This is a genomic window from Dyadobacter soli (genome assembly GCF_900101885.1).
Lineage (GTDB): Bacteria > Bacteroidota > Bacteroidia > Cytophagales > Spirosomataceae > Dyadobacter > Dyadobacter soli.
In genome coordinates, this window is sequence record NZ_FNAN01000009.1 from 47155 (window position 1) to 67830 (window position 20676).

The window sequence follows — 20676 nt, forward strand, 5'->3', positions numbered from 1 at the left end:
TTGGTTGTCATGAATCCACAGGCATGCCTGCGAGTGTGCGGAAAAGTTCGTTATTGAGAATGAGCGAGAGCGCCATGCCAAAAATAATACCGGATAATATCTGAATCCAGCTCAGTTTTGACATCCGCAGCAGCTCGATCATCGCAAATGCGATTACTAATATAATAAAGACGATGATGAGTTGCCCCAGTTCGAGCCCGACATTAAAGCCGAGCAGCGGATTGAAGATATCCGCTTCCTTACCCAATAGTGCCCTCAGGTAATTGGAAAAGCCCAATCCGTGGATCAAACCGAATCCCAGCGCAAGCGGGTACCGGAATGCCGGCGACTTCTCTTTGGGGGCAAAGGAGCTCTTCGGGGTTTTGTAAAAAAAGTTAAGAAAAGCGGTGATCAGAATGGTAATCGGGATCAGCAGCTCGATGACGTCGGGATTTACATTGACATAACCCAATGTGGACAAGGCGAGCGTAACGGAGTGCCCCGCCGTGAATGCGGTCACCAGCACAATTACTTTTTTCCAGTCAACCAGCGTGTAAACAGAACAGATGGCCATGATGAAAAGAATGTGGTCATAGCCGTTGGAATCAGTGATATGGTTGAATCCTAATTGAAGGTAAGCCTGAAACTCGGACATTAAAATTAAACTAGGGTTAGGAAATTGTGACGTCCGACAATTTAATTGTCAAGACAAAAATAGTTAAACCCGAAGATATTTCTTTCGGTAGTGTAAACCAACAATGTGGTGATAATGCTACATGTAGCCTTATATTTTTACTATAAAACGCCAAAGAAAAAGACCGGAAGCATCTGCTCCCGGCCTTTCCAAATTCTGACACCAATTATATAAGATTTTTATAATGCTTATTTGTAGATCGTGTTTTGCGGATCCCAGTTGGCCCATCCTTTGGTCCAGTCTGTTGTTCCGAAAGCACCTCTGAAAAGTTCTTTTGTGAAGAATGCATCAGCACCTTTTCCTTCCCAGGTAGCACCAGCCAAAAGAGGGGAGGTAGCCTGTGGCAGGAAGTTAGGGGCAGCGAGGTTGAAAGTGGCGGTGTTCAACAACAGGGACGCCATGTCTTTAACCTCGTTCTTGCGTGCAGCAGTATTGAAGTAGGTAGTAGCCTGGTCGTTAGTGATATCAGCCTTGCCAACGATTGCAGTGAGGTTGTTCGACAATACGATACCTCTCAGGTCCAGCTTGCCATCCTGAGCGTTTTTCCAGGTTCCGGTAGCAGTTCCGTCGAGACGAAGTCCTTCCGGAGCACCTACGAATACCGAGTTAAGGATGCTGATCGCCGTGTTTCTGCGCAAGTGCATTGCCGACTGGTATGAACCGCTTCCGTTAGGAGTTGGGGCAGTTGAAGGCGTTTTGTCTGTTACGAAATGGCTTACGTTTGCGAATGTAGGCTCTGTCAAAGGAAGACCGTTGTTAGGACCTGTCGCAGGCTCGCCCGGGCTGTAATTGTCTGATTCGAATCCGTTAGAAGCCGATTGGTCAGCAACCTGAGGGTCACGGAGCGAAACAGCGTACTGAACTTTACCTGTGAAGCCCCAGTCAGTATCGAAATCATCATCGAAGCCGCGGAAAGCGATCAGGTTTTTAGCGTTCACAGTTCCACCGAACCATTCGTATGAATCATCACCCGAGTAAGAAACCTGTACGTGATCGATTACTGTACCTGAGCCTACACCGTAAAGTGTCAAACCGTTGATCTCGCTGTTTGCGGTTGCGCTCAATGCGATACCACCGAATTCGATACGTACATATTGCAATGTTCCTGAATTGTCGTCAGCAGCAGTTCCTGTGCCGATAGTTCCGCGGATACCACCTTCGAATGCTGTTGCACCCGGACGGTTGTTAGGCGCTTTACCGATCAACACAACACCACCCCAGTCGCCGTAGTTACGTTTGCCTGGATCGTTGGCAGAAGTGAATACGATTGGCTCCTCGGCAGTACCGATTGCCATTACTTTCGCACCTGCTTCAACGATCAGGGCGCCACCTTTTCCGGAAGCAGTAGGATCTGCATCCTTGCCTGCACCTTTGATGATCGTTCCTTTTTCGATAGTCAGCGTGTTGCCCGAAGTCACGTAAACAAAGCCTTTCAATACGTAAAGCTTGTCTTTGGTCCAGTTTGTGTTGGCTTTGATTTCACCAGTTACTTCCACAACAGCGCGGTCCGAAATAGTGAAGCTTGCAGCGCTTTTTGCGGTAACACCACCCACGGTTACCGAGATAACGCCGGCGGTAGCACCAGCAGGAACAGTTACTTCCAATGAAGTAGCAGTTGCAGCCGTTACAGTAGCCGGTGTTGTGTTGAACAATACGGTATTGTTAGCGGGCGTCGTGTCGAACTTTGTACCGGTAATCGTTACTTTGGTACCAACAGGGCCTGATGATGGCGCAACAGCCGTAACAGCCAGTGAAGGTTGCGGAGGTGTAACCGGCTCATCGTCATTGTCGCAAGCCGTCAAGCCTGCTACCAGACCTGTCAGGAGGAGTAATGAGTAAAGTTTGTTTTTTAAGCTAATCATAGTGAATTCAAGTTTGTTTACAATTGGATGGTTTTTACTGATTGTGACTGATATTACTCCGGCGCTCGCCGTTACTGATTGAATTATGGTATGATTGTTCTTCTTCCGAAATTGAAGGCAGCGGTCAATGTGAAGTAGCTGCCGCGTCTGAACTTGCGGATATCCTGGTCAGCATTCGGTCCTTTGGTAGTCACGTCGCTGCCGATTTTGCCGTCGTGGTTGAAATCCTGCGAGAAACGTACCGGCTGGTTGAGCAAATCCTGGATGCCCAGGCGCAGTTCGAGGTTGTTTTTGAACTTCTTGCTGATGTTCAGGTCGATCACGTTGCGGGGCATTTCGTAAACCGTCGGGTTATCGACATTACCTACCGCGAAAATTCTTTGTCCGAAAACATTGTAAAGCACATTCCACTGCCAGCCGCTTGGTTCGGCGTAGTACACACCGGCATTCACGAGGTATGGCGATTGGTTAGCCATCGGACGTTTGGTGTCGGTGATGCCGGTCAGGTCGTATTTTTGAATAGCGCCGCTCAAATCCGGGCCTTCCACCGTTTGGCCGAGGTCTACGCTGCTTTTGATAAGCGAAGCATTAGCTACCAATGTCAGGTTCTGGAAGAAACGGTTTGTTGACTCTGCAAAGCCTTTGCGAATCTCTGCTTCTACCCCGTAGCTGCGTGCCGAGCCTGCGTTGATGAACGTGTAAGCGAGGCCATTACCTGTTGGAATAAGGAATGTTTCGATCGGGTTCTTGAAATGCTTGTAGAAACCGGTTACCGAGATCAGCTCGTTGGTAGTCGGGTAAAACTCCCATTTCGCATCGATGTTCTGGATTTTCGCGGTTTTCAGCGCTGTGTTACCACGGATGTCAGCCAGGAGGTTGAAATCGAAGTAGGTAAATGGCGCCATTTCACGGAATTCGGCACGGTTAAGGGTGGAGGAGTAAGCCAGACGCAGGTTCTGTTTTTCGCTCACCTTATAAGTGAAGTTCAGGGATGGCAGCGGGATGAACACGATATTGTTAACAAGCTCTTTCCGCTCGTTCACGATCGTTGAATGCAATTGCTGGTTGTTGTATTCGCCGCGGAAACCGAGGGTCAGGATCGCTTTTGAACCGAAGTTCACATCGCCGCTCAGATAGGCCGCATAGTAGTTGTTGATACCCGTGTAAGAGTCGAGGTCTTTGGTACCGTCCTTAATAGTCAACCCGCCATCGACACCGGTAACGTTTTGAGGAGCGAAAATCGAGCCGAGGTCACCGCGGAGGATTTCAGAAGCGTTGCCTACATTGTTATACCCATAAAAACGGGCAGAATAGTCGCGGTCTTTGCGTTCGCCGTAAACCCCGAAACGGATCTTGTTAGGTTCGCGGTCAACAGGGTTACCGAATGTATGCTCGCCGTTTACAGCCAATGTCACTACGCGTTCGTGAAGTTTCGAGTAGAAGCGTCCGAGGTCGATCGGGTTAGGGTCGATCGGCGCAACAGCCTGGTAGGGGATTGCCTCGCTTCCAGCATCGGGGGTCGGGCGTTGGAAACGGATCCTTTTCCAGTCCGGCTCCCAGCGGCCTGTGTAGCCGAAACCGGTGATCCAGTTCAGTTTCGTAAGATCGCCGATTTTGTGATCACCCGAAACCTGGGTAGTTACAATGCTGCGGTTTTCGAAACGCTGTGAGTAGTTTTTAATGTCATAACCATCTACTACACGCTGGCCGTCGCGGACAACCGTTTCGGTGTTACCCATCTGGTTGAACAACGTCTTCCATTCCAGGTTGAACACAGGAGAGAAGCGGAACGTCCAGTTATGCAGCACACCGATACGCGTCTGGCGCGAGTAGTTGGAGTCTTTGTATTTTTCAAAAACATCATTTGCATTCAGACCATTCTGGTACAATTTCAGATCGATTTCTGAAAACTGGTTGGTCATCGAATAGTTGATGTTTGTAATGTTGCTCACATCTACATTACCGATGTCGAAACGGCGGCCCATGTTGAATGCGAGGCGCAAGTCGGGAGACACTTTCGTGTCTTTCAGAGCCCAGCTGTTAGGAAGGAGTTGTCCAAAACCCGCTCTTTCTTGTGAGCTAAGGGTGTTGAAATCTGCCGAACGTTTCGGGAATGCGCTGGAAAGGGTCTGATCGGCACCCCACAAGCCAAGCCAGTTGGCACCGCTGCGGGTATGTGACTGCACGTCCTGGAATGTGGTATTGGCACGGTAACCACCTGTAATGGCTACGTCGGTGAAGTTCTGGTCGGGACGGCGTTTGGTGTAAATCTTGATAACACCACCCGCGAAGTCGCCCGGAGATTCGGCTGAACCGGATTTGTAGACGATCATCCGGTCGATGATGTTGCTCGGCAGAAGGTCGAACGAGAATGAGCGCGTATCCACCTCGGTAGAAGGCGTGATCACGTCGTTGATCAGTACCGCATTGTAGCGGGAGCCCAGACCGCGGATCATTACGAAACGGTTGTCGACAATGCTGATACCCGGCACGCGGCGGATGGCGGCAGCGGCATCACGGTCCTGCGATTTCTGGATTTGTGCGGCGGAAATACCTACTGCAATGGGTTTGAGCTGCTTGATTTCGCTGATAACCGCCACCTCGGTGTTGGTAGCACGGTTTCCGCGAACGACAACTTCCTGCAATGCTTTGCCTTCTTCGTCGAGCTCCGTGTCGATCACCGTAATGTTCCCGGATTCTACGCGGACATTAGGGATTTCTTTGGTTTGGTACGAAACGAAGGAGATGATGATTTTGTGCGTGCCGACGGGAACGTTGCTTAGTACAAAATTCCCGTCGACATCGGCGGCAGCACCTATTTGTGTGCCTTCTATGAGAACGGAGGCTCCGATAAGGGCCTCTTTGGTTTTAGCGTCTTTGATCGAGCCACGTATCGAGCCCGGATCTGCGAATGCCGTGACGACGGCGGCGAGGGTGAACAGTAATGTAAAAAGCTTGGTTTTCATCTTAAGGTGTCAAATTTTCGACACAAAAGTAGATCGCCAATGTTACCCCAATGTTAACGGTATGTTACGCGTCAATTATTTAAAAATTGTACTTTTCCTTAAAAATCAGCCGCTTACTCAACAATTCCTTGTCCTTTTTCGGCATTGAAGTCATCTAAATCATGCACGAAGCCGTTGATGACGGCATATTTCACTTTTCCGGCCTTTTTGAGAATGAACGTGGCAGTGTTACCTAATCCCGGTGTACCTGACGGCACCGCTTGCCCGCTTCGCAGGATATGCAGGGGTGTGGTGGTGAAATACAGGCCTAGCGCACGCGTGTTGGCGTCGGGCGCGAGGCGTACGTACGTGTAACCTTCTCTGAGGAGGTTCAATGCATTCAGCTTGCTGATCTCGCTTACGTTCTTATAAGCGGTAGGATAAACCTTCCCTTTTTCGATGGTAAGCCCCGTCGCGTCGAGTTCCTGGCTGCCGTATTGCGGGTGCAGATCCCCGAAATCCTCGATTTTGCTGTAATAGAAAAACTTCGTCGCATTGGAATAACTTATCTCATTACGATTTATCCCGAGGTCCGCTGTGAATGATTTGCCGGACTGCCGCACGGTCGCATTGCGCACTACAAGGTCGTACACCCAGCGGCCGTTTTCGGGGATGTTGTAATATTCGTCCCGCTTCTCTTTGGTCAGTGAATTGTCTGAAATCTTATCCAATGCCGACAAAATAGCCATAAAGTTGAGCTGGCGGATGTATTGTTTCTCGGGATCGCCCACATAGCCGCCCGACTCGATCAGTACCAATGTGGTACCCCATTTCTGCACATTATCCCCAAACCCGCGCGGCTCGTGGTCGTCGGCGTAGCGCGCCACCTGGCCGGGAATGTACTTTTGAAGGACTTTGTTCATGCCCACGATCAGCTGCATCGAGCGCTCGCGCACGTCGTTGATCGACAGTTCGTAATCATAGGAAGTCGCCAGGAATGAAATCGTTGCCACTTTCTGGCTGCGTCCGGCGGAGTAGCGCGGGCTTTGGTCGTGGAGGTTGAAGCCGTAATCGGGTTTGAGGCGATCGACGAGGCCTTTTAGTATCTGTGCTTCGGGCGTCTGACGGGCCGCGGCGTCGCGGTTCATGTCGATTCCCTGCATGGTACGGCGCTGGTAGCGTTCTGCCCCGTCGGGGTTCAGCATGGGTACGAAATACAATGTCGTATTATCGAGCAGCTTCTTGCGGAGGTCGTCGAAACCGTCGTTTTTGCCTTCCAGGAAATTGAAAATATCGAAGCTCGCCATGGTAGCGGTCGGCTCGTCGCCGTGCATTTGCGTCCACAGCAGCACTTTCTTCTTGCCATTCCCGATTTTGAGCATTTGAATGGTTCTTCCCTCAAAAGATTCGCCCACTTTTTCGATCTGGTACATCGCATTGCCTTGCCGCTTGGAAATCAGGGGGAGAATATCTTTTTGCTTGAAACGGCGCTGGGTGAGGGACTGCTCGCGGTAGGTTTCATGAACTTTGAAAAGGCGGTCGGCAAGGGCCTGGGATTGTGCCTGGGAATCAACGGTAATCAAGGTAATGAGCAGGAAAAATAGTGGCAGAATGATTGGTTTTGTCATGGTTCAGGGCCATTTGTTAACCGCAAGGTACGAAGTTTCTCTAAGCAAATTTTAATGTAATATTTACGAGTCTTGTTATCCGCTTATTGTAATTTTTGCTTACATTTGTGCCATGTTAACAGCTGAAACATATCATTTGCATCATAGCCTCTTGGCTTTCGGACGTCTAGGGTGATGTGTTTTTGCAAGTAGTGTTGTAATAAGGTTGAATACATAGTATCCCAGAAGCCCGATTGTTAAGATCGGGCTTTTTTGTTGTCGATTTCAAGCACAAGATTGGTATGAAAACCGTCATTATCAAATACAATGCAGGCAACGTGCAGTCGGTCATGTACGCGCTCGACCGCATTGGCGCAAGCTATCTTTACACCGACGATGAGGCCGAGATCCGCTCTGCCGACAAGGTGATTTTTCCGGGCGTGGGCGAGGCCAGCACCACTATGAGTTACCTCCGCAATGTGGGCCTCGACAAGGTAATTCCTTCCTTAAAACAGCCGGTTTTCGGGACTTGCGTGGGCATGCAGCTCATGTGCCGCTTTTCGGAAGAGAATAATACCCAATGCATGGGTATTTTCGATGTGGATGTGAAGCGTTTTCCGGCAGATGCAGGCCTGAAAGTGCCGCATATGGGCTGGAACAATATTTCCAGCTACCAGTCGCCGCTTACCGCCGGCCTGCCCGACAATGCGTACGTCTATTTCGTACACAGCTATGCGGCGCCGGTGTGCGAATATACCGTCGCGAGCTGCGATTACGCATTGCCATTCAGCGCGATGCTGCACAAGGACAACTTCTACGCGGCCCAGTTCCACTGCGAGATAAGCGGGAACGCCGGCCAGCAAATCCTCGAAAATTTTCTCAAACTCTGATAACCGTCTGCCCCGAAACCCATGATCCAGATTATCCCCGCTATCGACCTGATTGAAGGCAAATGCGTACGCCTTACCCAGGGAGATTATGGTCAGAAGAAGATTTACAATGAAAACCCGCTCGAAGTCGCGCAGCAATTCGAAGACGCCGGGCTGAAAAGGCTGCATTTGGTGGATTTGGACGGTGCAAAAGCGAAAAAGGTCGTCAATTGGAAGGTATTGGAAAAAATTACTTCCAAAACTTCCCTGCATGTGGATTTCGGCGGGGGTGTACAATCGGATGACGACTTGAAAATTGCATTCGAAAGCGGCGCGAAGCAGGTTACCGGCGGAAGCATCGCCGTAAAGCAGCCCGATCTGTTCGAGCATTGGCTTAAAACTTACGGTGGGGAAAAGATTATTCTCGGCGCGGATGCGAAAAACGAGAAAATCGCCGTCAGCGGCTGGGAAGAAGGTACCAGCATTTGGGTGTATGATTTTGTGGAAGAATATGTGGAGAAAGGCGTGAAATATACCATCAGCACCGATGTAGCCAAGGACGGCCTCCTGCAAGGCCCTTCATTTGATTTATACAAAAACCTCCAAGACAAATGCCCCGACCTGAACATTATCGCCAGCGGCGGCATTGCGGGTATCGAGGACGTGGAGAAACTGGCGGAAATGAATATCTACGGCGTGATCATCGGTAAAGCGATTTACGAAAACCGGATCAGCCTGGCCGATTTACAGCGTTTTTCAGTTTAAAATATGCTTACGAAACGAATCATTCCCTGTCTGGATGTTAAAGACGGCCGGACGGTCAAAGGGGTCAATTTTGTGAACCTGCGCGATGCGGGCGACGCCGTGGAGCTGGGCGCGATGTACGCCGCGCAGGGCGCCGACGAGCTGGTTTACCTCGATATTACCGCCACTGTCGACGGCCGTTCGACATTTATCGACCTCGTCCGCAGAGTAGCGCAGACCATTAATATACCTTTTACGGTCGGCGGAGGCATTTCCTCGATCGCGGACGTGTCGGCGCTCCTGCATGCGGGCGCGGACAAGGTGTCGATTAACTCGGCTGCTGTGCGGAATCCCGATTTGATCAACGAACTGTCGCTGGAATTCGGGAGCCAGTGCATTGTAGTGGCGATCGATACGCGTTATATCGAAACCGAGAACGGCTTCGAGCACATCGTGCACACGCATGGGGGCAGGAAAGCGACGGAAATACGGTCGATACCCTGGGCGAAGGAGGTGGAAGAGCGCGGCGCAGGCGAAATCCTGCTCACATCGATGGATACCGACGGTACGAAAGCCGGTTTTGCACTGGAGCTGACCTCGACCATTTCGGGTAATGCGAATATTCCGGTGATCGCTTCCGGCGGCGCGGGGAATATGGAGCACTTTTACGATGTTTTCACCGAAGGAAAAGCCGACGCCGGATTAGCGGCAAGCATTTTCCACTTCCGGGAAATCGATATTCCGGATTTGAAGGATTATCTCCAAAACAAGGACCTGCCGATCCGGATGACCCGGTAATGGCGCGGAGTTTTATCAAATACATTAAACCGGCAGGCCTGCGAGCCTCCATGCTGCGGACCGGACGGATGTTTTAATTGACATAACCACAAATGAGCGAGACGTTTTCAACCATTGACTTCAATAAATCGGCCGACGGCCTGGTACCGGCTGTTATCCAGGATGTGAATACCGGTAAAGTGCTGATGCTCGGCTATATGAATGCCGAAGCGCTGGACGTGACCCGCCAGCAGGGTACCGTTACTTTTTATAGCCGCAGCAAACAACGCCTGTGGACGAAAGGGGAGACGTCGGGTAACTTTTTGTTTGTAAACGACATTGCAGCCGACTGCGATGGCGATACATTGCTCATTAAGGCCACCCCCGCAGGCCCGGTTTGCCACACGGGTGCGGATACCTGTTTTGGGGAAAAAAATAGCCAGCCTGAAATTGCCGACACACGTTCGGGCGAAGCTGCATTTCTGAATTATCTGCAAAAGGAAGTAATTCGTGAAAGAAAACTCAATCCTTCGGACGAGTCTTATACGAGCAGCCTTTTCAAAAAGGGAATCAATAAAATCGCGCAGAAAGTAGGGGAAGAGGCGGTCGAAGTTGTCATCGAATCGAAGGATAATGACGACGGTCTTTTCAAGAATGAAGTGTCGGATTTGCTGTTCCACCTGCTCGTTTTGCTGGAACAAAAAAACATTGACTTAGATGAGGTAATTGACGTACTTCGTAGCCGTCACCAATAAAAACCAGATCGGTATGAAATTACTCCTGCGTCTTGTAATCAGTACTTTGGCGATCGTTGTCGCCGCTAATTTGGTGCCCGGTGTATGGGTTGCAAGTATGGGCACGGCGGTTATTGTAGCCATTGTGTTGGGTATCCTGAACACATTCCTCAAACCAATCCTGCAAATCCTCGCATTACCCATTACAATCCTGACGCTGGGGTTATTCTATTTCGTCGTCAATGTATTTATCATTTACCTGGCTGCTTCGCTGGTCGATGGTTTCCGGGTTGACGGTTTCATTTCCGCACTCATATTCGGTCTGGTTGTTTCAGTAGTCTCGGCAATCCTTGGTATGTTTTTGGATTAATGTGAAAAAAGTCTGTTGTTCAGACCTAAATACATTTCACATGATTTGAAATTTACCGCTATGCTGAGTCAACTGGAAGAAATCAAGGACACCCTTTTTAAATATTTCGAAACACGCATCGACCTATTTAAAATCGAGACCCGTGACAAGATCGAGCGGGCCGTCGTAATGGGGATCTATGCGGCCATACTGCTTTGCCTGGGCCTTACGATCCTGATTCTGCTCGTCATTTTGCTCGGGACATTCCTGAACAAGTGGCTGCACAGCGACTACCTGGGCTTTGTGATATTGCTCGGTGTATTCATTCTCAAACTGACTGTTACTATCATCTGGAGAGAAACCTGGATCAGGCTGATCCGGAAAATAATCGTTCGTTTTGTCAGCGTGAAGGAGGAATAATGCTTTTTGGCTGCTTTATTTGGCAATAAGTTTCTCTGAATTGCTATTTTTGGATTCCTTTTGAAAAATTCTCAGGCACTATTTAAACAGATATGAAATGAGTTCTTCAATAGATTCTTCGGTAAAAATCACGAAGCCGTTTTCATCGGACACGGACAAGGACAAAGAAGATTTGTTGCAGGATGCAGATCTGTACCGCGACAAGCTGGAAACACAATGGAGCGGGCTTAAACAGGAAGCCACTACTTACGGCAAGCAGGCGCTGGTGATCGGCGGGGTAATGGCGACGACGTTCGTGGTCATGAATGCATTGCTGCCTAAGGGGAAAAAGAGAAAGGAAATTTTGGTCGAGCCGGTTAAGCCTGTCGAAAAGAAAGTCACCAAAATCAAAACCCAGTCTGCGGTCGGACAAGCCGTTCAAAGTTTAGCCTGGACATTGGCTGTGGGGTGGGCGCGCCAGAAGCTGAAACATTTAATTGAAGACGAACGTAAAACCGAATGAAAGCAGCGAAACATCAAATCGCAGACCTCCTTTCCGAACGTAAAGCAGAAAAAAGGAAATCGTTTGCTGTTCTCCTTGATCCGGATAAAATTAACCTTTCCACATTCCCGAAATTCCTCGAATACGCGGCTGGGCACGGCGTTGACTTCTTTTTTGTAGGCGGAAGCCTCATTACCAATTACGCCATCGACAAGCTGATTGCCGCCATTCACGAATATACAAGCATTCCCGCGATACTTTTCCCCGGCAGCAGCCTGCATATCGAGCCCTCGGCCGATGCCATTCTGCTCCTTTCGCTGATCTCCGGCCGTAATCCCGAGCTGCTGATCGGGCAGCACGTTATCGCCGCACCGTTACTCAAAAGAAGCGGCCTGGAAGTGCTTCCGACAGGCTATATGCTCATCGAAAGCGGCAAGCTCACCACCGTATCCTACATTAGTAATACCACCCCGCTCCCGCGCGACAAGCCGGGCATTGCGGCCTGCACTGCATTGGCGGGTGAATACCTGGGTTTGCAAAACATTTTCCTCGACGCTGGAAGCGGTGCATTGTTCCCGGTTCCGGGTGAAACCATTGCAGCTGTCCGCGCGGCTGTGGACACGCCGATTATCGTCGGTGGCGGCATCGATTCTTACGAAAAAGCCGATGCGGCATTGAACGCCGGCGCGGATGTGATCGTAGTCGGTAACGGCATCGAAGCCAACCAGGAATTGTTACCGGAAGTGGCTGCATGTGTGCGGGCTTACAACGAAAAGTTGCAGAGTGTTTAGGGGGATAGGGGGAATTAATAGGACAAATTAAAGCGAATTAAGAATTTTCTAAGGAAATTTTAAGTTCTTGGAAAAATACAAACTCAAAATTTAGGAATATTCAATTCGATGATATTACCTTTGTATCGAACCTTAATTACACCCAAGAAATGAAAAAATTCTTTGCATTTGCGTTTGTTGCCGGGATGGTAGCTTTCGCTGCTTGTACTAGCAAACCTGCTGACGAATCAGCTGATACTACTGCTGTAACTGTTGAAACTCCTGCTGTTGACACAACTGTTGTTGATACAACTGCTGCTGCTGCTGACACTACTGCTGCTGATACTACTAAGAAGTAATCAGACGTACAAGTCGAAAATCTTGAAAAGCCCTATGAAAGTAGGGCTTTTCTTTTTTTATTCGGGGTATGAAAAATGTGTCTTTGGGTTCGTATGTGCCGGATGGAACGGCTGAGTATTGCCAGGAGTTGTATCGCACCCACCGCTTTGATTTCTTTCTCTCGCGCCCGCGCCGTACCCGCCTGGGCGATTTCACGGTAAAGCCGGGCGTGGTGCCCCGCATCACGGTGAATGTCAATCTGAATCCTTACAGCTTTCTCATCACTTACCTGCACGAAGTAGCGCATTGTGTGGTACATTATAAGTACAAAGGCCGCGGCCGCAGAAGGGTAGCGCCCCACGGTGCCGAATGGAAGCACGAGTTCCGCGAATTATTATTGCCGGTCATGCATGAAAGCATTTTTCCCGAAGACATTCTCGTGCATTTGCTTCGTTATGCTCAAAACCCCGCCGCGTCTACCGGCGGCGACCAGAAATTGTTTAATGCGCTCAGAAAATACGACGAGCAGGAATTGACTACCGGCAAAGTATGCCTGTTTCAGCTGGACGAAGGCACGAACTTCGTGTTCCAGAACAGGACATTCACCCGCGGCACGCTCAGGCGCACACGCGTACTCTGCACAGACAAGGCCTCTCAACGTCTCTACACGATCCCAGCCCATGCATTGGTTGAAGCATGCTGATGTCCGGAAAATAGCCCTTCGTACAGCTTTGAGCTGTGTGGCGGCGCTGGTTTCCTTTTTTTCCTATGCACAAAAATCGGTATTGTCGGACGGGCAATGGTTCAAGCTGGCTGTGACGGAGTCGGGCATTTACCGTGTCGATGCGGAACTGCTTTCCAAAATGGGCGTGGATGTTGCCTCTGTGAAGCCCGCGGGTATTCGTATTTACGGAAATGGTGGGGCAATGCTGCCGCAATCCAATAAATCGGGCTACGTGAATGCATTAACGGAGAATGCGATCTGGGTCAGCGGCGAGGAGGACGGGAAGTTCGACAAAGGCGACGCCGTCTATTTCTACGCCGAAGGCCCTCACGTCATTCAGTATAATGCGGCAAAAGCCGAGCTCCGGCATCAGATCAACTACTATTCCGATTCGAGTTTTTACTTTATCACGTTTGGTGAAAGCAATGGTTTGAGGGTCAAATCCGGCACCGGGCTTTCAGTTAATGCTTCCAAAACCGTCAACCAGTTCGATGATTACTGGTACCACGAAACGGAATCGTCCAATACGCTTAAATCGGGTAGGGAATGGTGGGGCGAATACTTGGGTGGCTCGGGATTTAGTACGAATGTAAATATGCCGGGCGTGGTTCCGTCCTCGGACTTTATCGTGAGGACGTCGGCGATCGGGGCCGCGCAAGTGCCGACCCGCTTTATTTGGCAGGTAAATGGCGGCGAGATTGGTCAGGAAGGGATTGGAACAGTAAGCCCTGGTACTTACGATGTGAAGGCGTTGCAGTCGGGCGCTACTTATATTGTCAAGAATGTGCCGGCTTCCGGCAATTTTACAATCGGTGTTACCTATAATAAGAATGGACAGAGCTCGGCGGAGGCTTACCTGGACTATGTTAGCTTACAGGTAAAGCGGGAATTGAGGCATTATGAAGGCCAGCAAATCTATAACTTCCTGCCGCAGTTGTCGGATACCGTTACCTACCAGTTTGCAGGTTCTTCAGAGGATTTCAGTCTTTGGAATATAACAAATCCGCTGACGCCGCTTTCCATTTCTCAAAAAGATGCAACCGGCGCTTTCCGCTGGACCGCTTCGGGAGCCAAAGTCCTTCAAAAATACATTGGTTTTAAACCGGGGGATGCGTTCCAGCCTGCACACTGGCAGCGTGTCGCCAACCAGCATATCGTAGCATCGCCAACGCCCGATATGCTCATTGTGACGCCCGCGGCTTGGGCGCAGGAAGCCAACCGCCTGGCCGGGTTCAGAAATAGCCATGATGGACTGGACGTGCTCGTCGTAACGACGGACCAGATATATAATGAATACGCCTCGGGCCGACCGGACATTACCGCCATCCGTGATTTCACCCGCCAGCTTTACCAAAAAACGCCGGGCAAATTGAAATACCTTTTGCTGTTCGGCGACGCGACGTACGATTACCGGAATTTGCTTCAAAACCAGTCGCAGCCGCAGCGGGCAGCGTGGGTGCCTGTGTACGAGAGCCGCGAGTCGCTGAACCCGGTTTATACCTACTCTTCCGACGACTATTTCGGGTTCATGGAGGCCAATGAGGGCGATTGGAACGAAACGACGGCCGGTGACCATACAGTGGACATTGGCATTGGAAGGTTACCCGCAAAATCACTTGCAGAAGCGAAAATCGTGGTGGATAAGCTGGTGCGTTACGAATCGTCGTTCGGGATATGGAAGAATTCGGTGCGGTTCGTGGCCGACGATGGCGACGGGAATATTCACCAGCGTCACGCCGACCAGCTTGCTACGCTTATCCAGGGACGGATGCTTCCGGCGAGGTCGTTTATTGACGAAGTACCACAAACCACGACTGACGCCGGACAGAAAGCGCCCGCCATCAACAAGGCCATTCGGAATGCGATCGACAATGGCACATTGATATTAAATTATACCGGCCACGGAGGTACCAGCGGCTGGGCAGAGGAGCAGGTACTGACGCTCGCTGACATGCTTTCGAGCCGCGGCATCGACAATTTACCGTTGTTGATCACGGCTACCTGTGATTTCGGCCGTTACGACGACCCGGGAGTAGTTTCCGGTGCCGAATTAATGGTTCTCAGCCCGAAAGGAGCGGCGGTAGGCGCGATCAGCACTACAAGGTCGGTTTATTCCAGCACTAATTTTGCTTTAAATAAAGCATTTTATGAAGCCCTGCTGAATGCAAAGCCAGGCGAGCGGCTGGGTGATTTTTTTGAATACACCAAAAACAATGCGCTGGCTGGCAGCCTGAACCGGAATTTTACACTACTGGCCGATCCGTCGATGCTCTTGACGCCCGGGAAGAAAGGAATGCGGTGGAATGCACCGCCCGACACGCTACGCGCTTTACAAAAAATAACGCTTCAAGCCGAAGTTTTCGACCGGGAAACCGGCAAGCTGGATGCGGATTTCAACGGTACGGCCAGGCTGGTGGTTTACGACAAGCCGATCGAGTTCCGGACATTAGGGAATGAGGGCAGCCCGGAGGCGTATACCGAGTTTCGGAGCAAGCTTTTTGATGGAAATGTGTCGGTGAAAGCGGGCCGGTTGCAATGCAGCTTCCAAATGCCCAGGGATATCGATTACCGCATTGGGATCGGGCGCGCGAGCTTGTATGCCGTGCGTAGCGACAGTACGGAAGATGCTTCGGCGCAGCTGGCAGTTGTCGTCGGAGGAAGCGCCGCGCAGCAGAAGGATACCATCCCGCCGAAGCTTGCGGGTTACCTGAATACGCCTGCATTCCGGGATGGAGATACCGTTGAACCGTCGTCGGTACTGGTGCTGCAAATGAGCGATGCGAGCGGGATCAATATCTCGCGGGCTGGCATCGGGCACGACATTACGATGACTTTAAATGATACTTTGACGGTCGTTTTGAATGATTATTACGTGGCGGACCTCGATAATTACCAGTCGGGGACTATCAATTATCCGTTAAATAATCTGCCTGCCGGAAAATATATTGTCCGTGTAAAAGTATGGGATGCGTATACTAACTTTTCTGAAATAGCGTTCGGGTTTCTAGTAGGTCCTGCCAAGGGAATAGCACTCAACACCTTTAACATTTACCCTAACCCATTTCAGAAAGATCTTACATTGGAGCTCGGGCACAATCGGGTGAATGATGACGTAGAATTAATTTTTAATATATTGCTGGTTAATGGGCAACGTTTGGGCACTTTCAAAAAGCTTTATTATAACAGTGAACCGGTTATCAGCGAAGTGTTGGACATGACGCAATGGCTGAATGCGATGCCGGTGGGCCAATCCTTTGTTTACCAGTTATTGGTCAGATCGTTAAAAGACAATTCTGCCGATCAGAAAGCAGGGAAGTTGATCCGGTCTCCTTAGGATAATAAAACTTGTCAATATTTTAGTAAAAACTATCTTTCATTGTATTTTTGACCCTTTAAAGAAGCTGATACAGGCACTTCCTATCGCAAATCCAATTTCTATGAAACTTTTTTTTGTTACATTATCCTCACTATTCTTTTTAACATCAGGTACGCTTTTCGCTCAGCTGGATTCTACAAGGAGAATACCCGCATCACCACTTTCCTTTTTGACATTTGCCCCTGATGCAAGAAGTGCAGCGATGGGAGAAGCCGGTGTAGCACTTAGCCCCGATGCCAATTCAACTTACTGGAATGCGGCAAAGCTTCCTTACAATACCAAAGATTTCGGCGTTTCAGCTTCCTACACACCATGGCTCCGTTACCTGGTAGATGATATGTGGCTCGGCTATATCAGCGCTTATAAAAAACTGGGCGATCGCCAGGCGGTGGCTTTTTCCGTTAACTACTTCAACAACGGTGAGCTTGACCTCCGCGATGCGATCGGTAACAATATCGGTTATTTCAATTCAAGAGAGGTTGCCATTAACGGTACCTATTCACGCCAGCTCGGCAGAAACTTCTCGATGGGTCTGACCTTGAAGTACATCTCCTCCAACCTTGCGGGAAATGCCGTAATCAACAATGTTTCGCTTAGCCCTGCACGTGTGGCGGCCGGTGATATCAGCGCTTACTACAAAAAAGAATTCAAGAATGAAGATACCGGCAGCGAGCTCGTTTGGTCGTTGGGTGCGGTACTTTCCAACCTGGGTGGTAAAATCAACTACGGTTCAGGAACAGATACTGAAAACTTCATCCCTACCAACCTGAAAATCGGTACCGGCTTGTCATACACCGGCGACGGAAGAAACCGCTTCAATTTCATCGTCGATTTCAGCAAACTGATGGTGCCAACCCCGGATGGCAAAACCAATGTGAACACGAAACCGCTGCTGGACGGCGTATTCGGCTCATTCTCGGATGCTCCGGACGGGTTTAAAGAAGAAATCCAGGAAGTAGCGATCGCAACCGGTCTGGAATACTGGTACAACAATATCTTCGCTTTGAGAGCAGGTTATTTCAGCGAAAACAAAAACAAAGGCGACCGCCGTTTCTTCACCGCCGGTGCAGGCCTTCGCTTTGCCGACAAATGGGGCGCCGATTTCGCTTATATGTTCCCTACAACACAGGGAAGCCCGCTTGCGCAAACATTGCGTATCACTTTGTCGCTTCAACTGAACAAAGCCGAGAAGCTTGACGTGACCGACAGCGAAAACTAAGATTTAACAGAAATTTAAATATTCAGAACGAATGGCGTTATTGCAACGTCATTCGTTTTTTTATACTCACTGCTGCACATGTCACTGGACCGTACCATTGCCCCTGATTTCAAAATCATTCAAACCGTAAACCTGCCGGAGCCTCAAACCCACACCCTCGACAACGGGATCGCATTGCACGTGATCAACATCGGGGAGCAACCGGTGGTACGTCTGGAATGTATTTTCGAAGCGGGTAACTGGTATGAAACCGAAACGGCGGCGTCCTATTTCGCCGTGAAAATGCTGACGGAAGGTGTCGAAGGTATCACATCGCAGGAAATCAGCGAGGCGTTCGATCAGCTGGGCGCATTCACGGAACTGACCCACACATCCGACCGCGTCGGAATCGTCGTGTACTGCCTCTCCCGCTTCCTGCCGGAAGTGCTGCCGCTGGTGCAAAAACTCATCCGCAGCGCTACTTTCCCGGAGAAGGAGTTTCAGGAGTTGAAAAATATTACCGTACAGAATCTGAAAGTGAACCGCGAGAAAACGGCTTACCTGGCTACGACGGAGTTCAGGGAGCGGCTGTTTGGCGCTGGCCATCCGTACGGACAAAGCCAAAGCACCGAGGAAATCGATGCATTGGAGATCGCTGCAGTGAAAGCACATTATGAGCGCTTTATCCGGAATGGCAAGTTTACAGCGGTGCTCGCCGGCCAGGTTACCGACGCCGATGTACAGCACGTAAACGCGACATTAGGGCAAAATTCATTCGATGCAGCGTTGGGTGAATTCTCTTTCCATGCTTCCGAGGCTTATCATGGCGATGAGCAGATAGTGGAGCGGCCGGAAAGCGTGCAATCATCGATCAGGATGGGCCGGGTGCTATTCAACCGCCACCATCCGGATTATTTCAAAATGCTGGTTACAAACGAGATTTTAGGGGGTTATTTCGGGTCGAGGCTGATGAAAAATATCCGCGAAGAAAAAGGCCTTACCTACGGCATTTCCTCGCACATGGTGACCCTGCGCCACGAGGGCTACCTGATGATCGGTACGGATGTGAAAAAGGAGTTTACCCAGCAAACTATCGACGAGATCAAAAAGGAAATACACCGGCTGCAAACCGAGCTTGTCGGTGCGGAAGAGTTGCAGACTGTGAAGAGCTTTATGGCCGGTGAGTTTGCCGGCTCATTGAATACCGCATTCGAAGTGGCCGACCGGCGGAAGATATTGCTGCTCGACAGCCTGCCTGCCAATTTCTTTAACCAATACATTGATCGCGTTCACGCCACCACAGCTGAGGATGTGCTCGAAATGGCCCAAAATTACCTGCGCCCGGAAGATATGGTGACGGTAATCGCGGGCGGGAAATAGTTATTGGTTTGCCTTGTCGAGGGCATCTTTATATGCTTTCAGGCAACGTTCCCGCGCTTCCTTGTGATCGACCATCGGCCCGGGGTATTCGTCGGTACCAAACTCCGGGACCCATTTTTTGACATACTCCATTTTAGGATCGAACTTCTCGGCTTGTGAAGCGGGGTTGAATATGCGGAAATATGGCGCGGCATCAGTACCTGACCCCGCGGCCCATTGCCACCCGCCATTGTTGGCTGCGAGGTCGTAATCCAGTAATTTTTGCGCGAAATAAGCTTCCCCAAGGCGCCAGTCGATAAGCAAATGCTTGGACAGGAAGCTGGCCGTGACCATGCGCACGCGGTTATGCATGAAGCCGATCGCATTGAGCTGCCGCATGCCGGCGTCTACCAGCGGATAACCCGTTTTTCCCTCGCACCATTTCTGGAAGTCGGCCTTGTCGTACCGCCATTTGATGAAATCATATGCCTTCCGGAACGCCTCGCCCTTGCCTACGTGCGGGAAATTGAAGAGGATTTGCTGGTAAAAATCCCGCCAGATCAGCTCGTTCAAAAACGTATCGCTGTGATCACGCGCCTGACGTGCAAGGTCACGTATGCTAACGGTCCCAAAGCGCAGGTGAATGCCGATGCGGCTGGTACCTTCCTTCGCCGGGAAGTCGCGTTCTTTGGCGTAGTCTTTCAGTAGCGCATTGTCGACGTGGTTGGAAGGGAAGTCGAAATCGTTCCTTTCAAAACCCATTTCCTTTAATGAAGGTAATGCGGGCCCGGCCCATTTTTGAAAATGCATGAAATACTTTTTGTTGGGGTAGGATTTGAGGTAAAAATCATTGAGCTTCTCTTTCCATGCCCGGCTGTAAGGTGTAAAAACGGTGTAAGGCGTTCCCTGGCCGCTCAGTATTTCCTGTTTTTCAAAAATGACCTGGTCTTTGCAGGTTTTGAAAACAATGTCCTTTTTCTTTAAAATCCGGTAAACTTCCTTGTCGCGGTCGGTGGCGTAAGGTTCGTAGTCGGTGTTGGTGTACACTTCGGCGATGTCGTACTCCTCGACCAGTTTTTCCCATACTTTCGCCGGGAAACCATATTCGACGAGCATGTCCGCATCTCTTTCTTTCAACTCGTTTCGGATACCGTCAACGGTTTCATGGATAAAGGTCAGCCGAGGATCTTTCTTATCTTCCAGGTCGTCGAGAATGTTCCGGTCGAAAATGAAGAGCGGTACCACCGGGTAGCCCGAGCGCAGGGCGTAGTAAAGTCCCGCATTGTCGTGCAGCCGGAGGTCGCGGCGAAACCAGAACAGCGTGATTTTGTCTTTCGTTTTCAGGGCCATACGACGTTTTTGATCAGGTATGAAGGTGTTTTTATAAAACTTAACTACGAAGTAACTGCATTTTTGGATTGGAAAGCGGCCAATGGGAGCGGGTTTTAA

The 20676-nt window shown here is 50.1% G+C and carries 18 protein-coding genes; 13 read left to right on the forward strand and 5 right to left on the reverse strand.

Features of this window, described 5'->3' with window-relative positions:
* Positions 1-7: 7 nt before the first annotated feature.
* From BLQ88_RS15510 to BLQ88_RS15525, 4 genes are all read right to left on the reverse strand, one after another.
* Positions 8-634 (reverse strand): HupE/UreJ family protein, encoded by a 627-nt coding sequence (locus BLQ88_RS15510; RefSeq protein ID WP_090151691.1) that lies wholly within the window; start codon positions 632-634, stop codon positions 8-10.
* Between the two features lie 227 nt (positions 635-861).
* Positions 862-2535, reverse strand: a complete 1674-nt coding sequence (locus tag BLQ88_RS15515) for an IPT/TIG domain-containing protein (RefSeq protein ID WP_090151695.1) — start codon at positions 2533-2535, stop codon at positions 862-864.
* An 83-nt stretch (positions 2536-2618) separates the two neighbouring features.
* Positions 2619-5501 (reverse strand): TonB-dependent receptor, encoded by a 2883-nt coding sequence (locus BLQ88_RS15520; protein WP_090151697.1) that lies wholly within the window; start codon positions 5499-5501, stop codon positions 2619-2621.
* Between the two features lie 113 nt (positions 5502-5614).
* Positions 5615-7108: a M14 family zinc carboxypeptidase gene (locus tag BLQ88_RS15525; RefSeq protein WP_090151700.1), complete on the reverse strand. Its 1494-nt coding sequence runs from the start codon at positions 7106-7108 to the stop codon at positions 5615-5617.
* A gap of 281 nt (positions 7109-7389) precedes the next feature.
* On the opposite strand from BLQ88_RS15525, the gene hisH reads away from it, so the two are divergent.
* The 13 genes from hisH to BLQ88_RS15590 all read left to right on the forward strand — a co-directional run bounded on the left by hisH (position 7390) and on the right by BLQ88_RS15590 (position 19248).
* A complete protein-coding gene (gene hisH / locus BLQ88_RS15530) occupies positions 7390-7977 on the forward strand; it encodes an imidazole glycerol phosphate synthase subunit HisH (RefSeq protein ID WP_090151703.1) in 588 nt (195 codons plus the stop codon).
* A 21-nt stretch (positions 7978-7998) separates the two neighbouring features.
* The gene (gene hisA, locus BLQ88_RS15535) at positions 7999-8721 is read left to right on the forward strand and encodes a 1-(5-phosphoribosyl)-5-[(5-phosphoribosylamino)methylideneamino]imidazole-4-carboxamide isomerase (RefSeq protein WP_090151706.1); all 723 of its coding nucleotides are present in this window, start codon (positions 7999-8001) and stop codon (positions 8719-8721) included.
* A gap of 3 nt (positions 8722-8724) precedes the next feature.
* Positions 8725-9498, forward strand: coding sequence for an imidazole glycerol phosphate synthase subunit HisF (gene hisF / locus BLQ88_RS15540; RefSeq protein ID WP_090151709.1), 774 nt, complete (start codon positions 8725-8727; stop codon positions 9496-9498).
* 92 nt (positions 9499-9590) lie between these two features.
* Complete coding sequence (gene hisIE / locus BLQ88_RS15545) at positions 9591-10232, forward strand: bifunctional phosphoribosyl-AMP cyclohydrolase/phosphoribosyl-ATP diphosphatase HisIE (protein WP_090151713.1); 642 nt, start codon at positions 9591-9593, stop codon at positions 10230-10232.
* A gap of 13 nt (positions 10233-10245) precedes the next feature.
* Complete coding sequence (locus BLQ88_RS15550; RefSeq protein WP_090152376.1) at positions 10246-10581, forward strand: phage holin family protein; 336 nt, start codon at positions 10246-10248, stop codon at positions 10579-10581.
* A 60-nt stretch (positions 10582-10641) separates the two neighbouring features.
* The gene (locus BLQ88_RS15555; protein WP_090151717.1) at positions 10642-10980 is read left to right on the forward strand and encodes a phage holin family protein; all 339 of its coding nucleotides are present in this window, start codon (positions 10642-10644) and stop codon (positions 10978-10980) included.
* Between the two features lie 97 nt (positions 10981-11077).
* Positions 11078-11482, forward strand: coding sequence for a hypothetical protein (locus BLQ88_RS15560; protein ID WP_090151719.1), 405 nt, complete (start codon positions 11078-11080; stop codon positions 11480-11482).
* Positions 11479-12252 (forward strand): phosphoglycerol geranylgeranyltransferase, encoded by a 774-nt coding sequence (locus BLQ88_RS15565; protein ID WP_090151722.1) that lies wholly within the window; start codon positions 11479-11481, stop codon positions 12250-12252. Before BLQ88_RS15560 ends, BLQ88_RS15565 begins: the two co-directional genes overlap by 4 nt.
* A gap of 149 nt (positions 12253-12401) precedes the next feature.
* Positions 12402-12590, forward strand: a complete 189-nt coding sequence (locus BLQ88_RS15570; protein ID WP_090151725.1) for a hypothetical protein — start codon at positions 12402-12404, stop codon at positions 12588-12590.
* Positions 12591-12658: 68 nt separating this feature from the next.
* Positions 12659-13273 (forward strand): SprT family zinc-dependent metalloprotease, encoded by a 615-nt coding sequence (locus tag BLQ88_RS15575; protein WP_229212711.1) that lies wholly within the window; start codon positions 12659-12661, stop codon positions 13271-13273.
* Positions 13251-16628 carry a type IX secretion system sortase PorU gene (porU, locus tag BLQ88_RS15580; RefSeq protein WP_090151728.1) on the forward strand — a complete coding sequence of 1126 codons (3378 nt, stop codon included), beginning with the start codon at positions 13251-13253 and terminating at the stop codon, positions 16626-16628. Before BLQ88_RS15575 ends, porU begins: the two co-directional genes overlap by 23 nt.
* Positions 16629-16731: 103 nt before the next feature.
* On the forward strand, positions 16732-17889 hold the full coding sequence (gene porV, locus BLQ88_RS15585) for a type IX secretion system outer membrane channel protein PorV (RefSeq protein WP_090151731.1): 1158 nt from the start codon (positions 16732-16734) through the stop codon (positions 17887-17889).
* A gap of 78 nt (positions 17890-17967) precedes the next feature.
* Positions 17968-19248: a M16 family metallopeptidase gene (locus BLQ88_RS15590; protein WP_090151734.1), complete on the forward strand. Its 1281-nt coding sequence runs from the start codon at positions 17968-17970 to the stop codon at positions 19246-19248.
* On the opposite strand, the gene BLQ88_RS15595 is transcribed toward BLQ88_RS15590, so the two are convergent.
* Positions 19249-20577 carry a cryptochrome/photolyase family protein gene (locus BLQ88_RS15595; protein ID WP_090151737.1) on the reverse strand — a complete coding sequence of 443 codons (1329 nt, stop codon included), beginning with the start codon at positions 20575-20577 and terminating at the stop codon, positions 19249-19251. It abuts the gene before it with no gap.
* Positions 20578-20676: the final 99 nt, after the last annotated feature.

Coding starts and splice junctions, on each gene's coding strand:
- hisF (WP_090151709.1), top strand. CDS start 8,725: ATGCTTACGAAACGAATCATTCCCTGTCTGGATGTTAAAGACGGCCGG.
- BLQ88_RS15510 (WP_090151691.1), bottom strand. CDS start 634: ATGTCCGAGTTTCAGGCTTACCTTCAATTAGGATTCAACCATATCACT.
- BLQ88_RS15520 (WP_090151697.1), bottom strand. CDS start 5,501: ATGAAAACCAAGCTTTTTACATTACTGTTCACCCTCGCCGCCGTCGTC.
- BLQ88_RS15565 (WP_090151722.1), top strand. CDS start 11,479: ATGAAAGCAGCGAAACATCAAATCGCAGACCTCCTTTCCGAACGTAAA.
- hisIE (WP_090151713.1), top strand. CDS start 9,591: ATGAGCGAGACGTTTTCAACCATTGACTTCAATAAATCGGCCGACGGC.
- porV (WP_090151731.1), top strand. CDS start 16,732: ATGAAACTTTTTTTTGTTACATTATCCTCACTATTCTTTTTAACATCA.
- BLQ88_RS15515 (WP_090151695.1), bottom strand. CDS start 2,535: ATGATTAGCTTAAAAAACAAACTTTACTCATTACTCCTCCTGACAGGT.
- hisA (WP_090151706.1), top strand. CDS start 7,999: ATGATCCAGATTATCCCCGCTATCGACCTGATTGAAGGCAAATGCGTA.
- BLQ88_RS15560 (WP_090151719.1), top strand. CDS start 11,078: ATGAGTTCTTCAATAGATTCTTCGGTAAAAATCACGAAGCCGTTTTCA.
- BLQ88_RS15525 (WP_090151700.1), bottom strand. CDS start 7,108: ATGACAAAACCAATCATTCTGCCACTATTTTTCCTGCTCATTACCTTG.
- porU (WP_090151728.1), top strand. CDS start 13,251: ATGCATTGGTTGAAGCATGCTGATGTCCGGAAAATAGCCCTTCGTACA.
- BLQ88_RS15555 (WP_090151717.1), top strand. CDS start 10,642: ATGCTGAGTCAACTGGAAGAAATCAAGGACACCCTTTTTAAATATTTC.
- BLQ88_RS15570 (WP_090151725.1), top strand. CDS start 12,402: ATGAAAAAATTCTTTGCATTTGCGTTTGTTGCCGGGATGGTAGCTTTC.
- hisH (WP_090151703.1), top strand. CDS start 7,390: ATGAAAACCGTCATTATCAAATACAATGCAGGCAACGTGCAGTCGGTC.
- BLQ88_RS15575 (WP_229212711.1), top strand. CDS start 12,659: ATGAAAAATGTGTCTTTGGGTTCGTATGTGCCGGATGGAACGGCTGAG.
- BLQ88_RS15550 (WP_090152376.1), top strand. CDS start 10,246: ATGAAATTACTCCTGCGTCTTGTAATCAGTACTTTGGCGATCGTTGTC.
- BLQ88_RS15595 (WP_090151737.1), bottom strand. CDS start 20,577: ATGGCCCTGAAAACGAAAGACAAAATCACGCTGTTCTGGTTTCGCCGC.
- BLQ88_RS15590 (WP_090151734.1), top strand. CDS start 17,968: ATGTCACTGGACCGTACCATTGCCCCTGATTTCAAAATCATTCAAACC.